At 64.6% G+C, this 23970-nt stretch carries 20 protein-coding genes and 1 pseudogene; 16 read left to right on the top strand and 5 right to left on the bottom strand.

Annotation, left to right across the window (positions count from 1 at the left end; all coding sequences use genetic code 11):
* The first annotated feature begins 114 nt into the window (after nt 1–114).
* The 7 genes from secY to HZF03_RS16225 all read left to right on the top strand — a co-directional run bounded on the left by secY (nt 115) and on the right by HZF03_RS16225 (nt 6328).
* A complete protein-coding gene (secY, locus tag HZF03_RS16255; protein WP_011158775.1) occupies nt 115–1446 on the top strand; it encodes a preprotein translocase subunit SecY in 1332 nt (443 codons plus the stop codon).
* Entirely contained in the window at nt 1443–2558 is a 1116-nt protein-coding gene (locus HZF03_RS16250) for an adenylate kinase (protein ID WP_119017083.1), read from the top strand. Before secY ends, HZF03_RS16250 begins: the two co-directional genes overlap by 4 nt.
* A gap of 184 nt (nt 2559–2742) precedes the next feature.
* Nucleotides 2743–3111, top strand: coding sequence for a 30S ribosomal protein S13 (gene rpsM, locus HZF03_RS16245; RefSeq protein ID WP_011158773.1), 369 nt, complete (start codon nt 2743–2745; stop codon nt 3109–3111).
* 130 nt (nt 3112–3241) lie between these two features.
* Entirely contained in the window at nt 3242–3631 is a 390-nt protein-coding gene (gene rpsK, locus HZF03_RS16240) for a 30S ribosomal protein S11 (protein WP_011158772.1), read from the top strand.
* Nucleotides 3632–3764: 133 nt separating this feature from the next.
* Entirely contained in the window at nt 3765–4784 is a 1020-nt protein-coding gene (locus tag HZF03_RS16235; RefSeq protein ID WP_011158771.1) for a DNA-directed RNA polymerase subunit alpha, read from the top strand.
* Nucleotides 4785–4940: 156 nt separating this feature from the next.
* Nucleotides 4941–5360: a 50S ribosomal protein L17 gene (gene rplQ / locus HZF03_RS16230; RefSeq protein ID WP_011158770.1), complete on the top strand. Its 420-nt coding sequence runs from the start codon at nt 4941–4943 to the stop codon at nt 5358–5360.
* Nucleotides 5361–5533: 173 nt separating this feature from the next.
* Nucleotides 5534–6328 carry an SDR family NAD(P)-dependent oxidoreductase gene (locus HZF03_RS16225; protein WP_119017084.1) on the top strand — a complete coding sequence of 265 codons (795 nt, stop codon included), beginning with the start codon at nt 5534–5536 and terminating at the stop codon, nt 6326–6328.
* 223 nt (nt 6329–6551) lie between these two features.
* Here the strand turns inward: HZF03_RS16225 and HZF03_RS16220 are convergent, their stop codons facing one another.
* The gene (locus tag HZF03_RS16220; RefSeq protein WP_119017085.1) at nt 6552–7568 is read right to left on the bottom strand and encodes a zinc-binding alcohol dehydrogenase family protein; all 1017 of its coding nucleotides are present in this window, start codon (nt 7566–7568) and stop codon (nt 6552–6554) included.
* A 117-nt stretch (nt 7569–7685) separates the two neighbouring features.
* Between HZF03_RS16220 and HZF03_RS16215 the strand changes: the two genes are divergently transcribed.
* From HZF03_RS16215 to HZF03_RS16190, 6 genes are all read left to right on the top strand, one after another.
* Nucleotides 7686–8075, top strand: coding sequence for a winged helix-turn-helix transcriptional regulator (locus HZF03_RS16215; RefSeq protein ID WP_119017086.1), 390 nt, complete (start codon nt 7686–7688; stop codon nt 8073–8075).
* An 82-nt stretch (nt 8076–8157) separates the two neighbouring features.
* Complete coding sequence (locus HZF03_RS16210; protein WP_011158766.1) at nt 8158–9549, top strand: DegQ family serine endoprotease; 1392 nt, start codon at nt 8158–8160, stop codon at nt 9547–9549.
* Nucleotides 9550–9811: 262 nt separating this feature from the next.
* Nucleotides 9812–11143: a replication-associated recombination protein A gene (locus HZF03_RS16205; RefSeq protein ID WP_011158765.1), complete on the top strand. Its 1332-nt coding sequence runs from the start codon at nt 9812–9814 to the stop codon at nt 11141–11143.
* Between the two features lie 299 nt (nt 11144–11442).
* Nucleotides 11443–13413, top strand: coding sequence for a putative bifunctional diguanylate cyclase/phosphodiesterase (locus tag HZF03_RS16200; RefSeq protein WP_119019840.1), 1971 nt, complete (start codon nt 11443–11445; stop codon nt 13411–13413).
* A 69-nt stretch (nt 13414–13482) separates the two neighbouring features.
* On the top strand, nt 13483–13902 hold the full coding sequence (locus tag HZF03_RS16195; protein WP_011158763.1) for a secondary thiamine-phosphate synthase enzyme YjbQ: 420 nt from the start codon (nt 13483–13485) through the stop codon (nt 13900–13902).
* Nucleotides 13903–14007: 105 nt separating this feature from the next.
* The gene (locus HZF03_RS16190; RefSeq protein ID WP_119019839.1) at nt 14008–15216 is read left to right on the top strand and encodes an ABC transporter substrate-binding protein; all 1209 of its coding nucleotides are present in this window, start codon (nt 14008–14010) and stop codon (nt 15214–15216) included.
* A gap of 127 nt (nt 15217–15343) precedes the next feature.
* On the opposite strand, the gene HZF03_RS16185 is transcribed toward HZF03_RS16190, so the two are convergent.
* A complete protein-coding gene (locus HZF03_RS16185) occupies nt 15344–17404 on the bottom strand; it encodes a hybrid sensor histidine kinase/response regulator (RefSeq protein WP_119019841.1) in 2061 nt (686 codons plus the stop codon).
* Between the two features lie 204 nt (nt 17405–17608).
* The gene (locus HZF03_RS16180; protein ID WP_464749663.1) at nt 17609–18304 is read right to left on the bottom strand and encodes a nitroreductase; all 696 of its coding nucleotides are present in this window, start codon (nt 18302–18304) and stop codon (nt 17609–17611) included.
* Nucleotides 18305–18941: 637 nt separating this feature from the next.
* Here HZF03_RS16180 and HZF03_RS16175 point away from each other — a divergent pair.
* Both HZF03_RS16175 and HZF03_RS16170 read left to right on the top strand, forming a co-directional pair.
* On the top strand, nt 18942–20144 hold the full coding sequence (locus HZF03_RS16175; protein WP_119019837.1) for an AAA family ATPase: 1203 nt from the start codon (nt 18942–18944) through the stop codon (nt 20142–20144).
* The gene (locus tag HZF03_RS16170) at nt 20141–20788 is read left to right on the top strand and encodes a hypothetical protein (RefSeq protein ID WP_133303264.1); all 648 of its coding nucleotides are present in this window, start codon (nt 20141–20143) and stop codon (nt 20786–20788) included. The genes HZF03_RS16175 and HZF03_RS16170 overlap by 4 nt, the downstream gene beginning before the upstream one ends.
* A 57-nt stretch (nt 20789–20845) precedes the next feature.
* Here HZF03_RS16170 and HZF03_RS16165 read toward each other — a convergent pair.
* Together HZF03_RS16165 and HZF03_RS16160 are read right to left on the bottom strand one after the other, a co-directional pair.
* Nucleotides 20846–21046 (bottom strand): annotated as a pseudogene (locus HZF03_RS16165) (IS3 family transposase); the annotation flags it as partial.
* Between the two features lie 47 nt (nt 21047–21093).
* Entirely contained in the window at nt 21094–22161 is a 1068-nt protein-coding gene (locus HZF03_RS16160) for an IS481 family transposase (protein ID WP_179906178.1), read from the bottom strand.
* Nucleotides 22162–22604: 443 nt separating this feature from the next.
* Here HZF03_RS16160 and HZF03_RS16155 point away from each other — a divergent pair, with 443 nt between their 5' ends.
* Nucleotides 22605–23957 carry an RluA family pseudouridine synthase gene (locus HZF03_RS16155; RefSeq protein WP_119019163.1) on the top strand — a complete coding sequence of 451 codons (1353 nt, stop codon included), beginning with the start codon at nt 22605–22607 and terminating at the stop codon, nt 23955–23957.
* Nucleotides 23958–23970: the final 13 nt, after the last annotated feature.

Here is a 23970-nt window from a genome sequence, read left to right as displayed (position 1 = left end):
CTTCGCCGGTACGGTGGATTTTTCGACGCGCTCGCACCAAATTGAGGCCCGGCGCCGGCCCGACCGCCGCATCTGGCGGCGGATCGGGACGAGCAGCGCGGGAGAAAGCCGGATATGGTCTCAGCAGCTGAACAACTAGCGGCAAACCTCAACTTTTCTGCGCTTGGTAAAGCCGAAGAGCTGAAGAAGCGGATCTGGTTCACGCTCGGCGCGCTGCTGGTGTACCGCTTCGGCACCTACATCCCGCTGCCGGGCATCGACCCGAACGTGTGGGAGCAGGTGTTCCGCCAGCAGGCCGGCGGCATCCTCGGCATGTTCAATATGTTCGCCGGTGGCGGTATCCACCGCATGGCGATCTTCGCGCTCAACATCATGCCGTACATCTCGGCATCGATCATCGTGCAGCTGCTGACCACCGTGTCGCCGCAGCTCGAAGCGCTGAAGAAGGAAGGCGAGAGCGGCCGCAAGACGCTCAATCAATACACCCGCTACCTCACCGTGATCCTGGCGCTGTTCCAGTCCTACGGCATCGCCGTCGGCCTCGAAGGCGCGGGCAATGTGGTGTCCGACCCGGGCATGTTCTTCCGGCTGTCGACCACGATCACGCTGACCGGCGGCACCATGTTCCTGATGTGGCTGGGTGAGCAGATCACCTCGCGCGGCATCGGCAACGGCATTTCGCTGATCATCCTCGCCGGCATCGTCGCCGAGCTGCCGTCTGCTCTGGCGAATATGCTTGAGCTCGGCCGTCAGGGCGCCCTGTCGACCGGCCTGATCCTGGTCGTGCTGGTGATGGCCGTCGTCGTGATCGCCTTCATCGTGTTCATGGAGCGCGCCCAGCGCCGTCTCCTGATCCAGTATCCGAAGCGCCAGGTCGGCAATAAGATGTTCGAGGGCCAGTCCTCGCATCTGCCGCTGAAGCTGAACACTGCCGGCGTGATCCCGCCGATCTTCGCGTCGTCGCTGTTGCTGCTGCCGACCACGATCGCGAACTTCAACGCCGGCAGCGGGCCGGAGTGGTTCCAGTGGATCGTGACCCAGTTCGGTCACGGCCGGCCGCTGTTCCTGCTGTTCTACATCGGCATGATCGTGTTCTTCGCGTTCTTCTACACCGCGATCGTGTTCAACCCGACCGAGACCGCGGACAATCTGAAGAAGCACGGCGGCTTCATTCCGGGCATCCGGCCGGGCGAGCGCACCGCCGAGTACATTGATTACGTGCTGTCGCGCATCACCGTGGTCGGTGCGATCTACCTGGCGATCGTCTGCTTGATCCCGGAGATCATGATTTCCTACGCCTCGGTCCCGTTCTATTTCGGCGGAACTTCGCTTCTGATCGTCGTCAGCGTTACGATGGATACGGTGGCGCAGGTGCAGGGCTATCTGCTGGCTCACCAGTATGAAGGCCTGATCAAGAAGTCGAAGTTGCGGGGGCGCAAGAAATGAGACTGATCCTCCTCGGACCGCCTGGCGCGGGCAAGGGCACGCAGGCGGGCCGTCTGGTCGAGCAGCACGGCATCGTGCAGCTCTCCACCGGCGATATGCTGCGCGCCGCTGTCGCGGCCGGCACGCCGATCGGCCTCAAGGCCAAGGATATCATGGCGGCCGGCGGTCTGGTGCCGGACGAGGTGGTGATCGGGATCATCTCCGACCGAATCGACCAGGATGATGCCGCCCAGGGCTTCATCCTCGACGGCTTCCCGCGCACCGTGCCGCAGGCCGAAGCGCTGGATCGTCTGCTCAAGGACAAGGGCTTCGATCTCGATGCCGTGGTCGAGCTCAAGGTCAATGAAGGCGCGCTGCTCGACCGGGTCGAGACCCGCGTCGCCGAGATGCGCGCCCGCGGTGAGGAGCCGCGCGCCGACGACAACGCCGAAGCGCTGGCCAAGCGTCTGTCCGCCTACCGGGCGCAGACCGAGCCGCTGGTCGACTACTACTCCGAGAAGCGCAAGCTGCTGACCGTCGACGGCATGATGACGATCGACGAGGTGACCCGCGAGATCGGCCGGGTGCTCGATGCGGTTCGCGCCGCCGACGCCAAGAAGGGTGCCAAGGCGAAGGGGACCAAGGCCTCCCGCGCCAAGCGCGCCGTAAAGACCGCCAAGAAGGCTGCGACCAAGGGCAAGGCCGCCAAGTCCCCGGCCAAGGCCCCCAAGAAGGCTGCGGCGAAGCCAGCGGCTAAGTCGGGCGCGAAGTCCGGTTCGGCCAAGAAGTCTTCGGCCAAACAGACGGTTGGCAAGAAGTCCTCAGGCAAGACGGCTGTCTCCAAGAAGGCTGCCGGCAAGCCGGCCGCTTCCAAGGCAGGCAAGGCTGCGGTCGGCAAGACCGCGAAGGCGGGCCTGAAGAAGGCGGCGAAAGCCGTTGCAAAGGCTGGCAAAAAGGCCGCCAAGGCAGCCGTGAAGGTCGCCAAGGGCGCGGCCAAGCCGACCGCCGGTAAGAAGGCGGCTGGCAAGAAGGCGACCAAAAAGGCCGCCGCGACCTCGAAGGCCAAGGCGGTTGCCAAGGCTCCGGCGCGCGGCAACAAGAAGGCCAAAAAGGCCACGAAGAAGCGAGCTTGAATTGGGATTCTGTTGACGAAGCGAAACTGAATCCTTTAATAAGGCCCGATATCCCGTCGGATAGGTTTCAGACGATGCCGGGCCCCGAAACTGAGAGAGGGGTCGGCGTCGTGTTCGCGTTTGTGAACGCCGCCCGAGAGAGCAAGGAATTGACCGGCTTTGGCCGGTGACAGGAGAGAAGTCTGTGGCCCGTATAGCCGGCGTGAATATCCCGACCAACAAGCGCGTCCTGATCGCGCTTCAGTACATCCATGGCATCGGCCAGAAGAACGCGGCCGACATCCTGGAGAAGGTGAAGATCCCGCTCGATCGTCGCGTCAATCAGCTGAGCGACGCCGAGGTGCTGCAGATCCGCGAAGTGATCGACCGCGACTATCTGGTCGAGGGCGACCTTCGCCGTGAGACCGGCATGAACATCAAGCGTCTGATGGACCTCGGCTGCTATCGTGGCCTGCGTCATCGTCGCGGCCTGCCGGTGCGTGGTCAGCGCACCCACACCAACGCCCGCACCCGCAAGGGTCCGGCGAAGGCGATCGCCGGCAAGAAGAAGTAAGTTTGCGAGTTGCGAATGGCGAATGGCGAGTAGGGGACTTCCCCTATTCGCCACTTGTTGTTCGCCATTCGTCGTTTCGGTGGAGCCGCTGGTGTTACGGCGGCGTTGAGATCACTCAGAAAGGTAGACTATGGCCAAGGACGCCACCCGCATTCGCCGTCGCGAGCGCAAGAACATCGCTTCCGGCATCGCGCATGTGAATTCGTCGTTCAACAACACCACCATCACCATCACCGACGCGCAGGGCAATGCGATTGCCTGGTCGTCGGCCGGCACGATGGGTTTCAAGGGCTCGCGCAAGTCGACCCCGTACGCCGCGCAGGTCGCGGCCGAGGACGTCGCCAAGAAGGCGCAGGAGCACGGCATGCGCACCCTCGAAGTCGAGGTGGCTGGCCCCGGTTCGGGCCGTGAGTCGGCGCTGCGCGCGCTGCAGGCGGCGGGTTTCACGGTGACCTCGATCCGCGACGTCACCACCATCCCGCACAACGGTTGCCGTCCGCGTAAGCGTCGTCGCGTCTGAGTTTTGTTCACCGGCGGTCCGAGGCCGCCGGTGATTCTATTCGTTGTTTCCCGCGGATTGATCCGCAGTTTCCAATGCTAGCAGCGATGCGCCGGGGCCCCGGTGTCGATCGCCTGGCCAGGAAGGTGACACAGTGACGATCCAGAAAAATTGGCAGGAATTGATTCGGCCGAACAAGCTCCAGGTCACCCCCGGGAGCGATGCTACCCGGTTCGCGACGCTGGTCGCCGAGCCGCTCGAGCGCGGCTTCGGTCAGACGCTCGGTAACGCGCTGCGTCGCGTGCTATTGTCGTCGCTGCAGGGCGCGGCGGTGCAGTCGGTCCACATCGACGGCGTGCTGCACGAGTTCTCCTCGATCGCCGGCGTGCGCGAGGACGTCACCGACATCGTGCTGAACATCAAGGACATCTCGCTGAAGATGCAGGGCGAAGGCCCGAAGCGGATGGTCGTGAAGAAGCAGGGTCCGGGTGCCGTCACCGCTGGTGACATCCAGACCGTCGGCGACATCGTCGTGCTGAACCCGGATCTGCAGCTCTGCACGCTGGACGACGGCGCCGAGATCCGCATGGAGTTCACCGTCAACACCGGCAAGGGCTACGTCGCCGCCGAACGCAACCGTCCCGAGGACGCGCCGATCGGCCTGATCCCGGTCGACAGCCTGTACTCGCCGGTCCGCAAGGTGTCGTACAAGGTCGAGAACACCCGCGAGGGCCAGATCCTCGACTACGACAAGCTCACCATGACGGTCGAGACCAACGGCGCGATCTCGCCGGAAGACGCGGTGGCGTTCGCCGCCCGCATCCTCCAGGATCAGCTCAACGTCTTCGTCAACTTCGAAGAGCCGCGCAAGGAAGTCACCCAGGAGATCATCCCGGATCTGGCCTTCAACCCGGCCTTCCTCAAGAAGGTGGACGAGCTCGAGCTGTCGGTGCGTTCGGCGAACTGCCTGAAGAACGACAACATCGTCTACATCGGCGACCTGGTGCAGAAGTCGGAAGCGGAAATGCTCCGCACCCCGAACTTCGGCCGCAAGTCGCTGAACGAGATCAAGGAAGTGCTGGCGCAGATGGGCCTGCATCTCGGCATGGAAGTGCCGGGCTGGCCGCCGGAGAACATCGACGAGCTCGCCAAGCGCTTCGAAGATCACTACTAAGCCGATCCGGCCTCATGGTTCGCCATGAGGCCGCTTTCCTCATCGCGCGGAGCGGCCCAGCCGTTTCCCAGGATGAGGCTCCACCAGGGCGAACGCAGGTAGCCCGCCTGCAACTCCGACGAACCGTCGGGTATCATCGAGTGAAGGACTGACAACATGAAGCACGGCAAGGTTCATCGGAAGCTCAACCGCACCGCCGAACACCGTAAGGCGATGTTCGCCAACATGTGCGCCGCTCTGATCAAGCACGAGCAGATCGTCACCACGCTGCCGAAGGCCAAGGAGCTGCGGCCGATCGTCGAGAAGCTGGTCACCCTCGGCAAGAAGGGCGGTCTCGACAAGCGCCGCCAGGCGATCGCCGAAATGCGCGACATCGAGCAGGTCAAGAAGCTGTTCGACGTGCTGGCGCCCCGCTACAAGGACCGCAACGGCGGCTACACCCGCATCATCAAGGCCGGCTTCCGCTACGGCGACAACGCCGCGATGGCGGTGATCGAGTTCGTCGACCGCGACGAAGACGCCAAGGGCCGCGACTCGGGTCCGACCCAGGACAACAGCGAAGCCGAAGCGGCGTAAGCGGCTTCCGTCCAGTCTGAAGTTTCGAAAGGCGGTGCCGTAAGGCGCCGCCTTTTTCGTTCTGCGCGCATGTTCGGTGCGTTCATCACGATGTGAACGTCGCCGCCGCCGGCGATGTTGTGAACGCGTCGCTTGCTCCCGATATCTCCGTCAGCAGTAACAGGAGATCTCGGATGAATATCGATCTGTCCGGCAAGACCGCGCTCGTCACCGGCTCGACCGCCGGCATCGGCCATGCCATCGCCAAGGGGCTCGCCGCGACCGGCGCCAATGTGGTGATCAACGGCCGCGGTCAGGCCAAGGTCGACGCGGCAGTCGCCGTAGTTTCCAAGGTCGCGAAGGGCGGCAAAGTGACTGGCGTTGCGGCCGACGTCTCGACCGCGGACGGCTGCGCAAAACTGGTTGCCGCTCAGCCGGACGTCGACATCCTGATCAACAACACCGGTATCTTCGAGCCGAAGCCGTTCTTCGAGATTCCGGATGAAGACTGGCAGCGCTTCTTCGACGTCAACGTGATGAGCGGCGTGCGGCTGTCGCGCGCCTACATGCCGGCGATGCTGGAGCGCAACTGGGGCCGCATCGTCTTCATCGCGTCGGAATCCGCGCTGATGATTCCGAAGGAGATGATCCACTACGGCATGACCAAGACCGCGCAGCTCTCGGTCTCGCGCGGCCTCGCCGAACTCACCCGCGGCACGGCGGTGACGGTGAACGCGGTGATGCCGGGGCCGACCATGAGCGAAGGCGTGCAGACCTTCGTGGCCGATCTTGCCAAGCAGAACGGCCAATCGGAGAGCGAAGCCGCCGCCAACTTCATCAGGCAGCATCGCCCCGGTTCGCTGATCCAGCGCTTCGCCACCGTCGAAGAGATCGCCAACATGGTGGTCTATGTCAGCTCCAAGGAAGCCGCCGCCACTAACGGCGCCGCGCTACGCGCCGAAGGCGGCCTGCTGCAGACGATCGCGTAGTCAGACGGCGAGGTTCTGAAGTCGCTGCCCGCGTCGCCCTCGACCCATCCCCGTCATTCCGGGGCATGCGTGCAGCGCGTGAACACGGAATCGCGACATGTTCTGCGAGACGGCGGCGCGACACGCAGGAGATTCCGGGTTCGCGAACTTCGTTCGCGCCCCGGAATGACTCGGGGAGAGAGGGCGGTGATCAATCCGTCCTGCTAGAACTAAACAGCCAGAACTACTCCCACCCCTCCAGCACGATCTTCCCGATCGATGTGCCGCTCTCCAGCAGGGCGTGGGCGCGTTTCAGGTTGGCGGCGGTGATCGTTCCGAAGGTCTTGTCCAGCGTGGTGCGGAGCACGCCGGTGTCGATCAGGCCGGCGATCTCGTCGAGCAGGTCGTGCTGCGCGATCATGTCGGCGGTCTGATACGACGAGCGGGCGAACATCGCCTCCCAGTGCAGGGACGCTGACTTCGGCTTCAGCAGCATCGGGTTCAGCGTCGCCGGATCGTCGATCAGGCCGATCTTGCCCTGCGGCGCCAGGATGTCGACCAGGCCGGCGAAGTGCCCCTCGGTGCCGGTGAGGCTGGCGATCAGCGCGACCGGCGGAAGTTTCAGCGCCTCGACCTGCGGCTTCATCGGCTGGCTGTGATCGATCACCGCATGGGCGCCGAGGTCGAGGCACCATGCCTGCGTTTCCGGCCGCGACGCCGTGGCGATGATGGTCAGCCCGGTGAGGCGGCGCGCGAGCTGGATCAGGATCGAGCCGACGCCGCCGGCCCCGCCGACGATTAGCAGCGTGCGCGGATCGAACGCCTTGCTCGGCACGACGCCGAGCCGGTCGAACAGCAATTCCCAGGCGGTTATCGAGGTCAGCGGCAGCGCCGCGGCCTGCGCGAACGACAGCGTCTTTGGTTTGCGGCCGACGATGCGCTCGTCGACCAGATGCTGTTCGGCGTTGGTGCCCGGCCGCTGGATCGAGCCGGCGTAAAACACCTCGTCGCCCGGTTTGAACAGCGTCACCTCGGCGCCGACCGCCTCGACCACGCCGGCCGCGTCGTAACCGAGGATCTTGGGTTCGCCGGCGGGCGGCGCGGCGCGCTTGCGCACCTTGAAGTCGACCGGATTGACCGAGATCGCCTTCACCGAAACCCGCAGGTCGCGTGGACCCGGTTCGGGCGTGGGCAGTTCAAGATCGAGCAGCGCCTCCGGATCGTCGATCGGGAGGCTCTTGGAGTAGCCGACAGCTTTCATGGGGGGCTCCGTGCAGGGACGATTGTCGCCGTGCAAGGTCGCCTTCACCGGCCTTTATTGCAAGTACTGTCGTTTCGGGGATATAGTCACCAATCGGATACTATTGGGCCACCCCACATGAAACGCCGCAATTTTGCCTGCGCGCCGGGCTGCTCGGTCGAGGTGACGCTCGATCTGATCGACGGCAAGTGGAAGGGCGTCATCCTCTACCATCTGCAGGATGGCCGGCTGCGGTTCGGCGAGCTGCGCCGGCGGATGCCGGGCATCACCCAGCGGATGCTGACCAAGCAGTTGCGCGCTCTGGAAGACGACGACCTGATTACCCGCGAGGTATTCGCCGAGGTGCCGCCGCGGGTGGAATACGCGCTGTCGGAGACCGGCGAGCGGCTGCGCCCGGTGATCGACGCCCTCAAGCGCTGGGGCGAGGAACATCGCGCCCGCCAGCAGCAGCTCGCGCCGCGCGCCGCCGAGCCGCCATCCGACGCCGCCGAGGCTCAGCCGGCGTGAGCGCCGGCCGCTTTTCCTTCTCCTGGCTGGGCCGGCGGACTATATCTGCTGCGCCCTAGATGCCCCTGTAACGGATTCCCGCATGAACCCGATCCGCACGTTCGCCGTCCTCTGTGTGTCACTCGCTCTCACCACGCCGCTCGCGGCGCAGGACCGGCGGGTGCCGTCGTCGCCGGCGGAGCTGAAGCTGTCCTACGCGCCGATCGTGCAGCATGTGCAGCCGGCGGTCGTGAACGTCTATGCCGCCAAGGTGGTGCAGAACCGCAATCCGCTGCTGGAAGATCCGATCTTCCGCCGGTTCTTCGGCGTGCCCGGCCAGCCGGAGCAGATCCAGCGCTCGCTCGGCTCGGGTGTGATGGTCGATGCCTCGGGCCTCGTCGTCACCAACAATCACGTCATCGAGGGAGCTGATCAGGTCAAGGTCGCGCTTGCCGACAAGCGCGAGTTCGAAGCCGAGATCGTGCTGAAGGACAGCCGCACCGATCTTGCGGTGCTACGGCTCAAGGACACCAGCGAGAAATTCCCCACCCTCGACTTCGCCAACTCCGACGACCTGCTGGTCGGTGACGTGGTGCTGGCGATCGGCAATCCGTTCGGCGTCGGCCAGACCGTCACTCACGGCATCGTCTCGGCGCTGGCGCGCACCCAGGTCGGCATCACCGACTATCAGTTCTTCATTCAGACCGACGCGGCGATCAACCCGGGCAATTCCGGCGGCGCGCTGGTCGACGTCTCGGGCAAGCTGGTTGGTATCAACACCGCGATCTTCTCGCGCTCGGGCGGCTCGCAGGGGATCGGCTTCGCAATCCCCGCCAACATGGTGCGCGTCGTGGTCGCCTCGGCCAAGAGCGGCGGCAAGGCCGTGAAGCGGCCGTGGCTCGGCGCGCGGCTGCAGGCGGTGAGCCCGGAGATCGCCGAGACCCTCGGGCTGAAGCGGCCGGGCGGTGCGCTGGTCGCCAGCGTCACCAAGGGCAGCCCGGCGGAGCGGGCAGGGCTGAAGCTGTCCGACCTGATCGTGTCGATCGACGGCTTTGCGATCGATGATCCCAACGCGTTCGATTATCGGTTTGCGACCCGTCCGCTCGGCGGTGCCGCGCAGCTCGAAGTGCAGCGCAGCGGCAAGGCGGTGAAGCTGTCGATCCCGCTCGAAACCGCGCCGGACTCCGGCCGCGACGAGCTGGTGATCACCTCGCGCTCGCCGTTCCAGGGCGCCAAGATCGCCAACATCTCGCCGGCGATCGCCGACGAAATGCGGCTCGATCCGAGCGTCGAAGGCGTCGTGGTCACCGATCTTCCCGACGACAGCACCGCCGCGAATGTCGGATTCCAGAAGGGCGACATCATCGTCGCGGTCAACAACACCCGGATCGGCAAGACCAGCGACCTCGAACGCGTCGCCGGCCAGACGGCGCGGCTGTGGCGCATCATGCTGGTCCGCGGCGGCCAGCAAATCCAAGTCACGCTCGGCGGATGAGCCGCAGCGATCCGCTGATGTCTCGTGGCACCGCGCGCGCCTTCACCTCTCCCCGCGTGCGGGGAGAGGTCGCTCATCGAACGCAGTTCGATGAGCGGGTGAGGGGGCGCCTCCACGTGGCCGAGCTTCAGCGATTGGTAACAGCCGCGCGGCTCGGCCACGCGGAAACGCCCCCTCATCCCACCCTTCTCCCCGCGCGCGGGGAGAAGGAGCTTGCTGCGGCTCGGAGGAGGTGTCCTTCCTTCAAACAGAGGGCGGCGGCATGAGCCCCAAGCGCCCGCAAGCCTCCGACAATCTGTTTGCCGCCGCCGGCCTCGAGCGCGATGCGCCGCGTCCGCTGCCGGATCGGTTGCGGCCGCGCTCGCTCGCCGACGTCGTCGGCCAGGATCACATCCTCGGCCCGGACGGTGCGCTGACCCGGATGCTGCAGACCCGCACGCTCGGCTCGCTGGTGTTCTGGGGCCCGCCCGGCACCGGCAAGACCACCGTGGCGCGGCTGCTCGCCGACGCGACCGAGCTGCAGTTCGAGCAGATCTCGGCGGTGTTCTCCGGTGTCGCCGATCTGAAGAAGGTGTTCGACGCTGCGCGCGCCCGCCGCGAGATGGGCAAAGGCACGCTGCTGTTCGTCGACGAGGTGCACCGCTTCAACAAGGCGCAGCAGGACTCGTTTCTGCCGGTGATGGAAGACGGCACCGTGGTGATGGTCGGCGCCACCACCGAGAACCCGTCGTTCGAACTCAACGCGGCGCTGTTGTCGCGCGCGCGTGTGCTGATCTTCAAACCGCTCGATGCCGCCGCGATCGAACAGCTGTTCTCCAAGGCCGAGGCCGCCGAGGGCCGCAAGCTGCCGCTCGACGATGAAGCGCGTGCGGTGCTGGCGCGAATGGCCGACGGCGACGGCCGCGCCTCGCTGACGCTCGCCGAAGAAGTCTGGCGCTCGGCGCGGGAGGGCGAGGTGTTCAATGCCGCGCAGCTTCAGGAGATCCTGCAGCGCCGCGCGCCGATCTACGACAAGAGCGCCGACGGCCACTACAATCTGATCTCGGCGCTGCACAAGTCGGTGCGCGGCTCCGATCCGGATGCGGCGCTGTACTATCTGTGCCGGATGCTCGATGCCGGCGAGGACCCGCTGTTCCTGGCGCGTCGGGTGGTGCGGATGGCGGTCGAAGACGTCGGCATGGCCGATCCGCAGGCGCTGGTGATCGCCAACGCCGCCAAGGATGCTTACGATTTCCTCGGCAGCCCGGAGGGCGAACTGGCGATCGCGCAGGCGGTTATCTACGTCGCCACCGCGCCGAAATCCAACGCCGCCTACAGTGCCTACAAGTCGGCGATGCGGCTCGCTAAGCAGGCTGGCTCGCTGTTGCCGCCCAAGCACATTCTCAATGCGCCGACCGGACTGATGAAGAACGAGGGGTACGGTTCCGGCTATCAGTACGACCACGACACCCCGGAAGGTTTCTCCGGCCAGGATTACTTCCCGGAAACGCTCGGCCGCCAGACGTTCTACGATCCCCCCGACCGCGGCTTCGAGCGCGATATCCGCAAACGGTTGGACTATTGGGCCAAGCTGCGGGCCGCAAAGGGCAGTTAGTTCGCAACTTCTTCGCAGTCGCGGCGAGTTCCCTTTGCTCAAATCACCTTTGCAATCTGCGCATGAGTTGCAGTGGATTGTTGCCGAGCGAGATGTTGGCCCTGGAGCGCCCGCGAAGGCCGAATGCCGTCTTCAGCGCTCGCTTTGGTGACTGATCTTTCCAAACCGGAAACCAATCGGTTCGGATTGTCACGGCGCGGTCATTTTACCGCTGCGTGCAAAGCTAATCTTAAAAAGCCGCTGGTTGATTAGCAGGCGTGAAGATCAGCAGCATTTCTCATCACCGATAGTTTGCCGTCATGACCCGCGCCGACAGCAGCTTCAAGGCGATCGCCCTCGCCAAGGCCCAGGCCCGCACGGCGCTGCGCAATGTCCGGCTCACCTTGATCTCCAACATCGCGATTGCGCTGTCGCTGGCGGCGCTGCTGTATCGCGAGAATGGCGAGACGCCGATCCTGTGGTGGCTCGGCGTCGCAATCCCGCTGGCACTGTTCCGGGCGTGGTGGGTATCGCGATTGGCAGCGAGCGGGGCAGTCGACACCGCGCCGTATCAGGTGCTGCGCCACCTGACGCTGCTGGCGCTCGCCAGCGGTCTGTTGTGGGGCTTTGTGCCGGCCGCGGTCGGCGTATTCTCCACCCAGCACGGCCTCGACTACATCACCTTCATCATGATCGGTGCCACCACCGGCGCGATCATTCAGGGCGCCGCCTATTCCCCCGTCTCGCTCGCCTTTGCGACGCCGGTGATGGCTGCGACGCTGTTCCGGATCATGATGTCCGGCGACAGCTCCGACTACATCATCGCGCTCGACGGTGTGTTCCTCACCTTCATGCTGTTTCGCGCCGCGATCGGCGGCGAGCGTGAGTTCACCGCCAGCCAGATGACCGCGCTGGAGGCGACCGATCTCGCCAATTCGCTGGCGAGCGCCAACAACGAAGTGCTGAATTCCAATCGCGCGCTGGAGCAGATCGCGCGGGCCGATCCGCTCACCGGGCTCGCCAACCGCAGTCACTTCCGCGACGCTGCGGCGGACGCGTGCCGCTCCGGGCAGGGCGTCGCCTTCGTGCTGTTCGACGTCGACAACTTCAAGATCATCAACGACACCCGAGGCCACGACGCCGGCGACCGCGTGATCGCGGCGGTCGCCGATCTGCTGCGCTCGTCGTGCGGGCCGCACGATCTGCCGGTGCGGCTCGGCGGCGACGAGTTCATCGTGGTGTTGAAGGGCGATGACGTCGCGGCGCGCGCGCTGTCTCTGGCGCGGCGGCTGAGCGGCGCGCTGACGCGTCCGCTGCAGGTCTCGGGCCAGCCGTTGGCGATCACTTGCTCGATCGGCATTGCTGCGCATCCGGGTGGCCCGATCGATGTCGAGGACGTGTTCTCGCGCGCCGACGCCGCGCTGTATCGCGCCAAGGATGACGGCCGCGCCTGCATCCGGCTGTTCGACGCGCGGATGCAGGAGGAGTTTCTGCTGCAGCGCTGCATCGACGGCGACCTGCCGGGCGCGCTGGCGCGCGGCGAACTGCATCTCGAGTTCCAGCCGCAGGTGGTGCTCGCCACCGGGCAGGTGGTCGGCTTCGAGGCGCTGCTGCGCTGGCGCCATCCGACCGCCGGGCTGATCCCGCCGCCGGACATCATTCACGCCGCGATCCGGCTGCAGTTGTCGGCGCGGCTGCTTTCGTTCATCGGCGACGCGGCATGCAACTTCCTGCGGGCGCTCGACGCCAGCGGCGCGCCGCCGGTCAATGTCGCGGTCAACGTCTCGCCACGCGAACTGACGCTGCATTCGCCGGCCAAGATCCTGATGGACCTGACGCAGCGTCACGGCATTGATCCGCGGCGGGTCGAGATCGAGATCACCGAAGAAGCCCTGTTCGATCCCAAGCAGTGCGCCCGCGAATTGCAGCGCATCGAGCATTACGGCTTTGGGCTGGCGATCGACGATTTCGGCGTCGGCCATTCGTCGATCTCGAATTTGATGAGCATCGCCCTCGACACCATCAAGATCGACCGCTCGTTCGTGCACGGCGTCAGCGCCAACCGGCAGAACCAGCAGCTGATCGCCGCGATCACCGCGGTGGCGCGGCCGCTCGGCCACCGCATCATCGCCGAGGGCGTTGAGAGCCAGGGCGAGGCCGAGACGCTGCGGATGCTCGGCTGCTCTTACGGCCAGGGCTGGTTGTACGGCCGCCCGATGCGCGCCGCCGACGCGGTGGCGTGGCTCGCCGGGCTCGATGAGGAGCGGCGCAGCGAGCGGCAGCTGGCCTAGGCTTTACGCCGCGCCGCGGCCGCCGCATGGTCGGCCGCAACCAATTCCACGCAAAAGGAGAGCCGCGCGATGAAGTCGTATCGCAAGGAGCTGTGGTTTCAGACCCCGGGGCGCCGGGCGTTCATCAACATCACCGGCGAGGTTGAGCAGGCGCTGCGCGACAGCGGCGTGCGCGAGGGCCTGGTGCTGGTCAATGCCATGCACATCACCGCGTCGGTGTTCATCAACGACGACGAAAGCGGGCTGCACGCCGATTACGAGAAATGGCTCGAGCAGCTCGCGCCGCACGAGCCGGTGTCGTCCTATCGCCACAACCGCACTGGCGAAGACAACGCCGACGCGCATATGAAACGCCAGGTGATGGGCCGCGAAGTGGTGGTGGCGATCACCGAAGGCCGGCTCGATTTCGGCCCCTGGGAGCAGATCTTCTACGGCGAGTTCGACGGCGGCCGCCGCAAGCGCGTGCTGATCAAGATCATCGGCGAGTAAGATGATACAGCGGCTGCGCGCAAGACCCGGTTAGTTCCGGTTTCCATCCTCCTTGAAAAACAAAAGCGATCACCGCATCGCAACAAAACAACAGGGAGAGAACAGATGAGGAGTCTTCGGCTCTGGCTCGGTGCCGCTTTTGCGGCTGCGCTCGCCACAGCGGCGCAGGCGCAGCAGAATACGCCCGGCGTCACCGCCACCGAGATCAAGATCGGCAACACCATGCCGTATAGCGGGCCGGCGTCGGCCCTCAGCTCGACCGGCAAGGCGATTGCCGCCTATCTCGATCAGGTCAACGAGCAGGGCGGCGTGAATGGCCGCAAGATCACGATGATCTCGCTCGACGACGGCTTCTCGCCGCCGAAAACCATGGAAGCGACGCGCCGGCTGGTCGAAGGCGACGGCGTCGCGTTCATCGCCGCCACCATGGGCACCGCGCCGAGTTCGGCGATCGCCAAATATCTCAACACCAACAAGGTGCCGCAGATCTTCCTGATCAGCTCGGCGTCGAAGTGGAACGATCCCGCCAACATGCCGTGGTCGATGGCGCTGCCTTGGGCGCCGAACTACATGAGCGAGGCCAAGATCGAGGTCGCCTATGCGCGCGCCAAGAACCCGAACGCGCGGTTCGCGGTGCTGTATCAGAACGACGATGCCGGCAAGGACTTCATGCGCGGCGTCAAGGATGCCCTCGGCCCCGACGCCGACAAGGCGATCGCGCTGGCATCGAGCTTCGAGGTGTCCGATCCCACCGTCGACTCCCAGGTGCTGACGCTCGCCAACACCAAGGCCGACGTGTTCATGATCTACAGCGTGACGCCGCGCGCCTGCGCCCAGGCGCTGCGCAAGGCGCACGAGATCGGCTGGCGGCCGATCCGTTTCCTCGCCAGCGGCTGCGCCAACAAGGCCACCGTGATGGACCCGGCCGGCGTCGACGCTGGCAAGGGCGTGCTGTCGCTCGGCTCACTCAAGCCCTATGTGGCCGAGCCGAAGGACGACAAGGCAATGAGCGCCTACATCGCCTTCATGAAGGCGCGGCTGCCGGGCCTCGACCCGAACAACATCGGCACCGTGTACGGCTACACGGTGGGCGAAGCGCTGGTGGCGCTGCTGAAGCAGTGCGGCAACGATCTTTCCCGCGACAACATCATGCGGCAGGCGGCAAGTATGAAGAACGTGCCGCTGTCGCTGTTGCTGCCCGGCATCACGCTGAACACCTCGCCGACCGACTTCCGCCCGATCAAGGACGGCTATCTCTTGGAGTTCAACGGCAACGATTGGGTGGTGGTCAGCGAAATGCTGCGCGGCACTTGATGCCGCGCCTTAGCCGGCGGTAGCTCGCATGAGCGCAGCGATATGCGGGGATCGGACTTCCCACCAGTTCGGTCCTCGGATTTCGCTTCGCTCCATCCGGGCTACATGATGCGTTTGAACGACCTTGCTACTTCCCGATCAGCTCGCGGATTCGCGCCGCGAGGGTGTCCACCGCGAACGGCTTGGTCAGCACCGCCATGCCGGGTTCGAGCTGGCCGTTGTTGAGCAGTGCGTTTTCGGCGAAGCCGGTGATGAACAGCACGTTGAGGCCGGGGCGGATCTGGCGGGCCGCATCGGCGAGCTGGCGGCCATTCATGCCGCCGGGCAGGCCGACGTCGGTGACCAGCAGGTCGATCCGTGCGTCGGATTGCAGCAGCTTCAGGCCGCCGACGCTGTCGGAGGCCTCCAGCGCGGTGTAACCGAGGTCTTCGAGCACGTCGGCGACCAGCATCCGCACCGTGGGCTCGTCGTCGACCACCATCACGGTCTCGCCGGTGTGGGCGAACGGAATCTCGGTGGAGTCGGGGAAGCGCTCGTCCTCGGCAGCCTCGCCGCGGTGCCGCGGCAGATAGATACACACCATCGTGCCCTGGCCGACCTCGGAATAGATCCGCACCTGGCCGCCGGACTGCTGCGCGAAGCCGTAGATCATCGACAGCCCGAGCCCGGTGCCCTGGCCGATCGGCTTGGTGGTGAAGAATGGATCGAACGCCTTGGCGATCACGTCGGGCGTCATGCCGGTGCCGGTGTCGGAGACGCACAGCGACACGTACTGCCCGGTCGGGATGTCGTACAGCCGCGACTGCGACCGGTCGATCCAGCGATTGCCGGTTTCGATCGTGATCTTGCCGCCGTTCGGCATCGCATCGCGGGCGTTGATACACAGATTGAGCAGCGCGCTTTCCAGCTGCGGCACGTCGACCAGCACGCTCCACAGCCCGGCGGCGCCGACATGCTGCACGTCGATGCCTGGGCCGACGCTGCGCTGGATCAGGTCGATCATGCCGCTGACCAGCCGGTTGACGTTGGCGGCGGTCGGCGTCAGCGTCTGGCGCCGCGCGAAGGCGAGCAGGCGGTGGGTCAGCGATGCCGCACGCTTCACCGCGCCTTGCGCCGCCACCACGTATTTTTCGATCTCGCCGACCCGGCCCTGGCGGATCCGCGAACTCATCAGTTCGAGGCTGCCGGAGATGCCGGCGAGCAGATTGTTGAAGTCGTGCGCCAGCCCGCCGGTGAGCTGGCCGACCGCTTCCATCTTCTGCGACTGGCGCAGCTGCTCGGCGGAGCGCAACAGCTCGGCACGGGCTTCGGCGACGCGCTGCTCCAGCGTCTCGTTCAGCGCGCGCAGCTCGGCGATGGCGCGGTCGCGTTCGGCCACCAGCGCGCGGCGGTCGTCGACATCGATCAGCACGCCGGGGAAGCTGAGCGGCGTGCCGTCGGGGCCATGCTCGACGCGGCCGTTGGCTTCGAGCCAGTAGTACTTGCCGTCGGCGCGGCGCACCCGGTACTGATGCGCGTAAGGTCCGCCGCGCTTGATCGCTTCCTCGATCGCGGCCGCGAGTCCGGCCCGATCATCGGGATGCACGGTGGCGACGATTTGCGCCAGGCTGAGGCCATCGCGGCCGAGCGCCGGATCGAGACCGAAGGCGCGCGCGAATGCTTCGTCGACGGTGAAGCGGTCGCTCGGCAGATCCCACAGCCAGGTGCCGATGATCGCACCGGCGGCGAGCGCGAGCTGCACCCGCTGCACGTTCTCGCGTGCCAGCTGCTCGCTATCGCGCAGCGCCGCTTCGGCACGCTTGCGCGCGGTGATGTCGCGGAACAGCACCGACACCTGGCGTAGCTCCGGCGGCTCGATCCGCGTCGCCGACACTTCGATAATGCGATTCACCGCGAGGAATTCGCGCTCGAAATGAAGCGGCCGGCCGGTCAGTAGCACGCTGCGATACAGTTCCGCCCAGCCATCGGCTTCGTCGGGCACGAGATCGCGCAAGGTCCTGCCGATGATGTTGGGAATCCCGGTCTGCTTCTCGTAGCCGGCGTTGGCTTCGATATGGCGATAGTCGCTGAGCGGGCCGTGCGGGCCGTCGAAGAATTCGATGATGCAGAAGCCGTCGTCGATCGCCTCGAACAGCGCACGATAGCGTGCCTCGCTCTGACTCACGGCAGGACTGGAAGGAGGCTGCATCGGGATCGACAACCGGCGAGCGTGACGCGAACTGTACTAGGACAGACGGGAAGGGCGGCACGCCGCTTGCGGCCGGCCCGGACGTTGGCCGCTCGGGCGCGGCTGCTCGCATTACTCTCCGAATTGCGCGCGTTTGTCAAAGCAGCTTGACACGCGAGGCGCCCCGCGGCGCAGGGCCGCGGAGCGATGTCGCATCAGGTCGTGTCAGCCGTCGAAGCCGACGAAGCGCGCGGCTTCGTGCACCGGCTTGCGTTCCGACACCACGGCGTTGGCCGGGAACTCGTCGTCTGGCCAGCCGAGCGCGATCGCCTTCATGATCACCTGATCGTCGGCGATGCCGGCATGTTCGCGTACCACCGGTGATTGCATGATGCCCTGACTGTTGATCACGGCCCCTAAGCCCCGCGACCACGCGGCGTTCACCAGTGCGTTGGTCACCGCGCCGCAATCGAACGGGGTGTCGTCGCTGTCGCTCAGCGCGCGGTCGTAGGTGATGATGATGCACACCGGCGCATCGAACTGGCGGAAGCCGCGCAGCACCCAGTCCTGCCGCTTGGCCTGATCGTCGCGCGCGATCCCCATCGCCGAGAACAGCTGCTTGGCGACCGTGATCTGCCGCTCGCGATGGGGGCCGGCGAATGGCTGCCCGGTCCGGAATTCGCGGCTGTGCGGCACGCCGGCGAGGTTGCGCTCGGTGTTGCCGGCACGAATGCGGTCGAGCGGCTCGCCTGTGAGCACAGTGAAATTCCACGGTTGGCTGTTCATCGAGGAGGGCGCCCGCATCGCCAGTTCGAGGATCTCCTCGATCAATTCCCGCGGCACGGGATCAGGCTTGTAGCCGCGGATTGAGCGGCGGCCGCGGACCACGTCGTCGTATTGCATGCGTCTGGTTTCCCCCAAAGCTTGTGATTGCCGCGGAGTGTCGCGGTTTCGGATGCCGAGTGCAAGATGGCGACGCGGGCGGTCATTCCGGGGCGCGCGCACCGCGCGCGAAGCCGGGATCTGGAGATGAGCAGCGGTTTAACGGCCTAAAATGTCTTGCATAACTATTCAGCCTTCATCAATTTGAAACGGCGATTCTTCGCGCGGTCGGAATCGCTTGGCATTGGCTGCGCGCTGGCGTTGCCGGCCCGGCGCCGAACGAGCATAGCCGCGCAGTCGCAACGCCCATGCTGGTCAGCTCTTCACGGCTACCGCGGTGCGCCGCTTCGACAGGTCGATGTTGTAGTCGAAGCCGCCCTTCCAATCGGTATACTTGGCGACGATCATCTTCACGGAGGGATTGGCGCCGGGATACTTGGCGCTCTCGTTCAGCGCCGGCTGCGAGTCGGGTCGTCGCCTGCTCGAAATCGAGCTGGATGCCGTACACCGCCATGCGGCCGGTGGGCGGCACGGCATATCGGCGCCTAATCCGCCTCCGACAGATGACGCGAGTTGGGCCGATCATTGCTGGATCACAAATAAGATGTTAACGCTTACAGTTTAGAGATAGATTTCGTAATAAAATCAGGCGGATGGGCGATCAATCGGACTTCATATGCAAACCCTCAAGAGCATATCCGTCGAAAACTTCCTAAGTCTCGGCAAGTTGGATCTCAAACTCGAGGCACTCAACGTGCTCGTTGGTCCAAATGGATCGGGAAAAAGCAACATTCTGAACGTCTTTCATTTCCTCGGTAGTGTTGCCAGGCACGACCTTCTCCCTGCAATCGAGCAGATGGGCGGATTTGATGAGATTTTGTTCAGGGGCGAGGAGAGAAAAGGAAAGACAATAAAGCTGAAGTTCACCGGTATGATGACAGAGCATTCAAGTAATCGTGCTCCAGATGAATACACGTTGAGCTTTTGGAGCTGGAGGGCAGGCAAGAATCGGGTTGGCTTCATCCGCCGCAACGAGGAAATTGTTCTAAAGAGGACTGCTGGAAGAGGCCGGCGCATCACTCTCAGCGGCCAAAATATCAACTTCGTTGCGATCGGCGAAGGTGGCCGTAGGGGTAATCCTCGCCTCTCTGTTCAGGGGACATCGACCGGTCTGGCTACACTCCGTCGTCTGGGCGAGGAATACGAGGCGTCTGGGGTTGAGGCTCTTGCTCAGGTTTTCGAGCAGCTTCGGTTGTTTGAAATTGATGTTGAGAAAGTGCGCCGCCCATCACGGGCACCTTCATCCAATCAATTGCGACAGGATGCGCGAAATCTAGCTCCCTATCTATCTTTCTTGCGAGAGGAGCATCCAAACATCTTCGATCTCATCTGCGAAGATGTTAGATTTGTGCTGCCTGCATTTCGTGGATTCCGCTTTGTTCAGCTTGGTGGCGCGGATGACGCTATTCGTATCGATCTAGTCGAGAGTGGTTTGAGTGGGACTACGCCGCTTGCTCGTGCGTCCTTTGGTACAATTCGGGCCATTGCACTTTTTGCAATGTTGAATGATCCTGCTCCTCCCAAATTGACTTGTCTCGAGGAAATTGATCATGGATTGCATCCCCACGCTCTTGATCGTTTGATAGAGCGGGTGCGAGAGGCGTCTAATCGGACGCAAATCATCCTAGCTACACACTCCCCAGCTCTTGTAAATCGGCTAGACCCTAGCGAGCTTATAGTAGTTGAGCGTGATGTGTCATCTTCAGCCACCGTTGCTTTCAGGCCAGATATAAAGATGGTTCGTCGGCTGTCTTCCAGTACGGGTTATGAACTCGGTGAGCTTTGGTTTTCTGGTTCACTAGGTGGAGGACTTCCTTGATCTACCATTTTGTGGTCTTCGGTGAGGATCATAATGATCAGCAAGCTATTTGTATGTTGATTGGGGCCTTGGCTCCAGACGGCGCGGAAATAAGGACGGAAACGCGCAGAAAGCCTTTGATTTTGAGTCGCAATGCAGGTGCAAGAAAGAGGCGTGGTATGGCCTCGGATATTGCCGCCTTCACCGAAGTTCTTCAAAGAAGCGATCGAAGGGTAATAGCGGTAGTTCATCGGGATTGTGATGCGATCGAGCCTTCCCATCGAAAAGAACGTGCTGAACTACACGCTGATCTTGAAGGTGCGGGAGTTTCGGAGTTCGTTGTTGCGAATCCGTCTTGGGAAATCGAAGCGTGGTGGATGCTCTTTCCTCTAGCATTGGCGTCCACGCGTCCGTGTTGGGAGCTTGTCGACTACTCAAAATCTAACGTGGGAATGATTGAGCACGCGAAGGAGAGGCTCACCCGCGATTTACGTCCGCGGGATAAGGCTAGACGGGCGCGTTGCCCCGATTACCAGGAGATGGATAGTCTAACCATTGCGCGCAAGATCCGTGAAAATCCTCAATGGGTCTCGCAAATTAAGGCTCGCTCCCTATCGTTCGAAGCTTTCAGAGATGACCTGGCTGAAGTGTTTGCAGGACCGTAGCCCGCATGAGCGCAGCGAGATGCGGGGTGAGCTGCTGCCGGTTCAGTGGACGGCCAGTTAAGCTAATCCCAGCCTGCGTTCGAACTCAACGGGGCTGAGATATCCGATCGTCGAATGACGTCGGGTCGCGTTGTAGAACCTCTCGATGTAATCGAACACGTCGGCTCGGGCCTCGTCGCGGGTGCGGTAGGTCTTGCGAGCGACGCGCTCGGTCTTGAGCGAGGAGAAGAAGCTCTCCATTGCGGCATTGTCCCAGATGTACAGAGAGGGTAATCGGCTGACAGTGCCGCGGTGAGCGGGCGGCGTCAGGCGGCTACTTTGGTGGCTTGTTTTCCGGCTTTCTTTCCCTCCTTCCTTTGCTGTGACGTGGGCAGCCCTTCGACGAAGGCGGTGGCCGGTGTGCGGCCGTTCATGCCGCGGCCCTGGCGCGGCCGGCGCTGATTGTAGCCGACCAGGTAGTCGTCGAGAACGGTCTGTATCTCGTCGATGGTTTCGAACCAGGTGCGGCGACCCTCGACCCGGAAGTGCTCGTCGAGCAGGGTGCGGTGCAGCCGCTCGACGATGCCGTTGGACTGCGGCCGCTTCACCCGTGTGGTGCGGTGGTCGATGTCCTCGAGCTGCAGGAACAGCTCGTAGGGATGCTGGTCGGGCCGGCCGCAGAACTCCCGGCCGTTGTCGGACAGCACGGTCTCGATTTTGGCGTCGTTCGCCTCGAAGGTCGGCAGCACGTCGTTGTTCATCAAATGCACGGCGGTGACCGGCAGCTTGCTGGAGTAGAGCCGGGCGAAGGCGTAGCGGCTATGGCAGTCGATCGCGGTCTGCAGATAGACCTTGCCGACACCCTTGAGCGTGCCGACGAAGAAAGTGTCGACGGCGACGAGGCTGCCGGTGTGCGGGGCCTCGATGTGGCGCTCCCGGAACTCGGGCGAGAACCGTTCGAGCAGCCTTGCCTGTTCGTCCGAGAGCTCGATGGTGCGCTCGGCGGTGGTCTTCTCCAGCCGCAGCAGCCGCTCGTGCTTGGTCAGCAGGCCATGGCGCTGCCATACCCCGCGGATGCCGCCGGCGGAGACCTGCAGGCCTTTCAGCCGCAGCTCCTGCTCGACACGCACCGCGCCGTGGCACGGGTGCACCAGGGCGTGGTCGAGCACGGCGGCCTCGATCTCGGCCGAGACGCGGTTGGAATGCGGCCCCCTGGCGCCGGGCAGCCGGTCGATCAGGCCTTCGGCACCGAAGGTCTGGAAGTTGCGGCGGATCTCGTAGAACTGCTGCCGGGAATAACCCATCACCTTGCAGGCGCGGCTGACGTTCTGAAGATCCGTGGCCAGCTCCAGCAACGAGAGTTTGCGCCGTGCTATCTTGTCCTTGGAGGTCATGATCGTTTGTCCTTGAGGTTCGATTGGTCGTTTGGCGACACCATCAAACCCGCTCGGACGCGGCGTGACCACCGGAACCGGGCGCTCGGACTCTTGCGGTCCGCGCCCGGTTCTTTCGGGGCCAAACTGTCAGGTGATTACGATCTCAGGACAGCCGCATGAGCGCAGCGATATGTGGGGCAGCGTCTCGCCGTGCCGCTCCCCGGGTGTCGCTCCGCTCACCCGGGCTTCGCTGCTTAAACGAGTGAAGACGCGCGGATCTCTTCCGGTGGCTCCCGGATATCGCTGCCGTTCATCCGGGCTACGGGTCGGCGGGCGCTGTGCCTCGATCCGGGACTATGGCCTCGTTGCGTCTCGGCCCGAGACCGCCCCATCCGCATTCCGTCCGTGACCGGCCGCCGCTTTTGCGCTAGGCACGGCACGAATTTCCCCCGGAGCATCCCATGAGCCGCCGCGTCAAGAAACCTCTCGCCAAGCGTGGCCCCGACGGCACGCGCGGCAAGCCGGCGCGCGCCGGGCTGGGCGCCAAGACCGCAAAATCGGCCGCCGGCAAAGCTGTCGCGGGCAAGCCCGGTGGTGCCAAGCTGTCGCGCGATGCCAAGCCGCTGCGCGCCGGCGCGCCTGCGAAAACCTCGCGCGGCGAGGGCGCGGCGCGGCCGCCGCGGTCCGGTGACAAGCCAATGCGGTTCGGTGCCGGTCCGGCGCGGCCATCGCGTCCGCCGGGCGAGGGCAGGCCGCGCGCGGCGCAGCCGGCGCCGGTCGAGACCCGCGAGCGGCCCGAGGCCAAGCCCGACGCGCCGCTGCCGACCAAGGTCGAGACCGTCACCGTCACCGCAGATGAGAACGGCATGCGGGTCGATCGCTTCCTCGAAGCGCGGTTTCCCGGCCTGTCGTTCTCCCACATCCAGCGCATCGTCCGCAAAGGCGAGCTGCGGGTGAACGGCAAGCGCGCCGATTCGAAGGACCGGCTGGAGGAAGGCCAGAGCGTGCGGATTCCGCCGCTCAAGCTGGATACGCCGAAGCTGCCCGGGCATCTGTCCGAGGCCGAGCAGAAGACGCTTCAGACGCTAAAGGCGATGACGCTGTTCGAAGACGCCGACGTCTTGGTGCTGAACAAGCCGGCCGGGCTCGCGGTGCAGGGCGGCTCCGGCACCACGCGGCACATCGACCAGATGCTCGAAGTGCTGCGCGACGCCAAGGGCCAGAAGCCGCGCCTGGTGCACCGCATCGACAAGGAGACCGCCGGCTGTCTGTTGGTCGCCAAGACCCGGTTCGCTGCCACCGCGCTGACCGGCTCGTTCCGCCACCGCTCGGCGCGCAAGATCTACTGGGCGTTGGTCGCCGGTGTGCCGAAGCCGAAGCAGGGGCGGATCTCGACCTATCTCGCCAAGGAAGAGAGCGAGGACGACAGCATCATGCGCGTCGCCAAGCATGGCGACGACGGCGCCAGCCATGCGGTGACCTACTACGCGGTGGTCGAAACCTCGGGGCAGAAGCTGGCCTGGGTGTCGCTGAAGCCGGTGACCGGGCGCACCCATCAGCTCCGCGCCCACATGGCGCATATTGGCCACGCCATCGTCGGCGATCCGAAGTACTTCAACATCGAGAACTGGCAGTTGCCCGGGGGCTTGCAGAACCGGCTGCATCTGCTCGCGCGCCGCATCGTGATCCCGCATCCGCGCGGCGGCGTGATCGACGTCTCGGCGCCGCTGCCGCCGCACATGCTGCAGAGCTGGAACCTGCTCGGCCTCGAGCACGACCGGTTCGATCCGATCGAACATGCGCCGGAAGAATGACGCGGCCGCCCCG

The sequence above is a fragment of the Rhodopseudomonas palustris genome (assembly GCF_013415845.1).
In the GTDB taxonomy this organism is placed as follows: domain Bacteria; phylum Pseudomonadota; class Alphaproteobacteria; order Rhizobiales; family Xanthobacteraceae; genus Rhodopseudomonas; species Rhodopseudomonas palustris_F.
The sequence above is the reverse complement of the archived record's forward strand: the minus strand, read 5'-3'. Positions and strand labels throughout refer to the sequence as shown.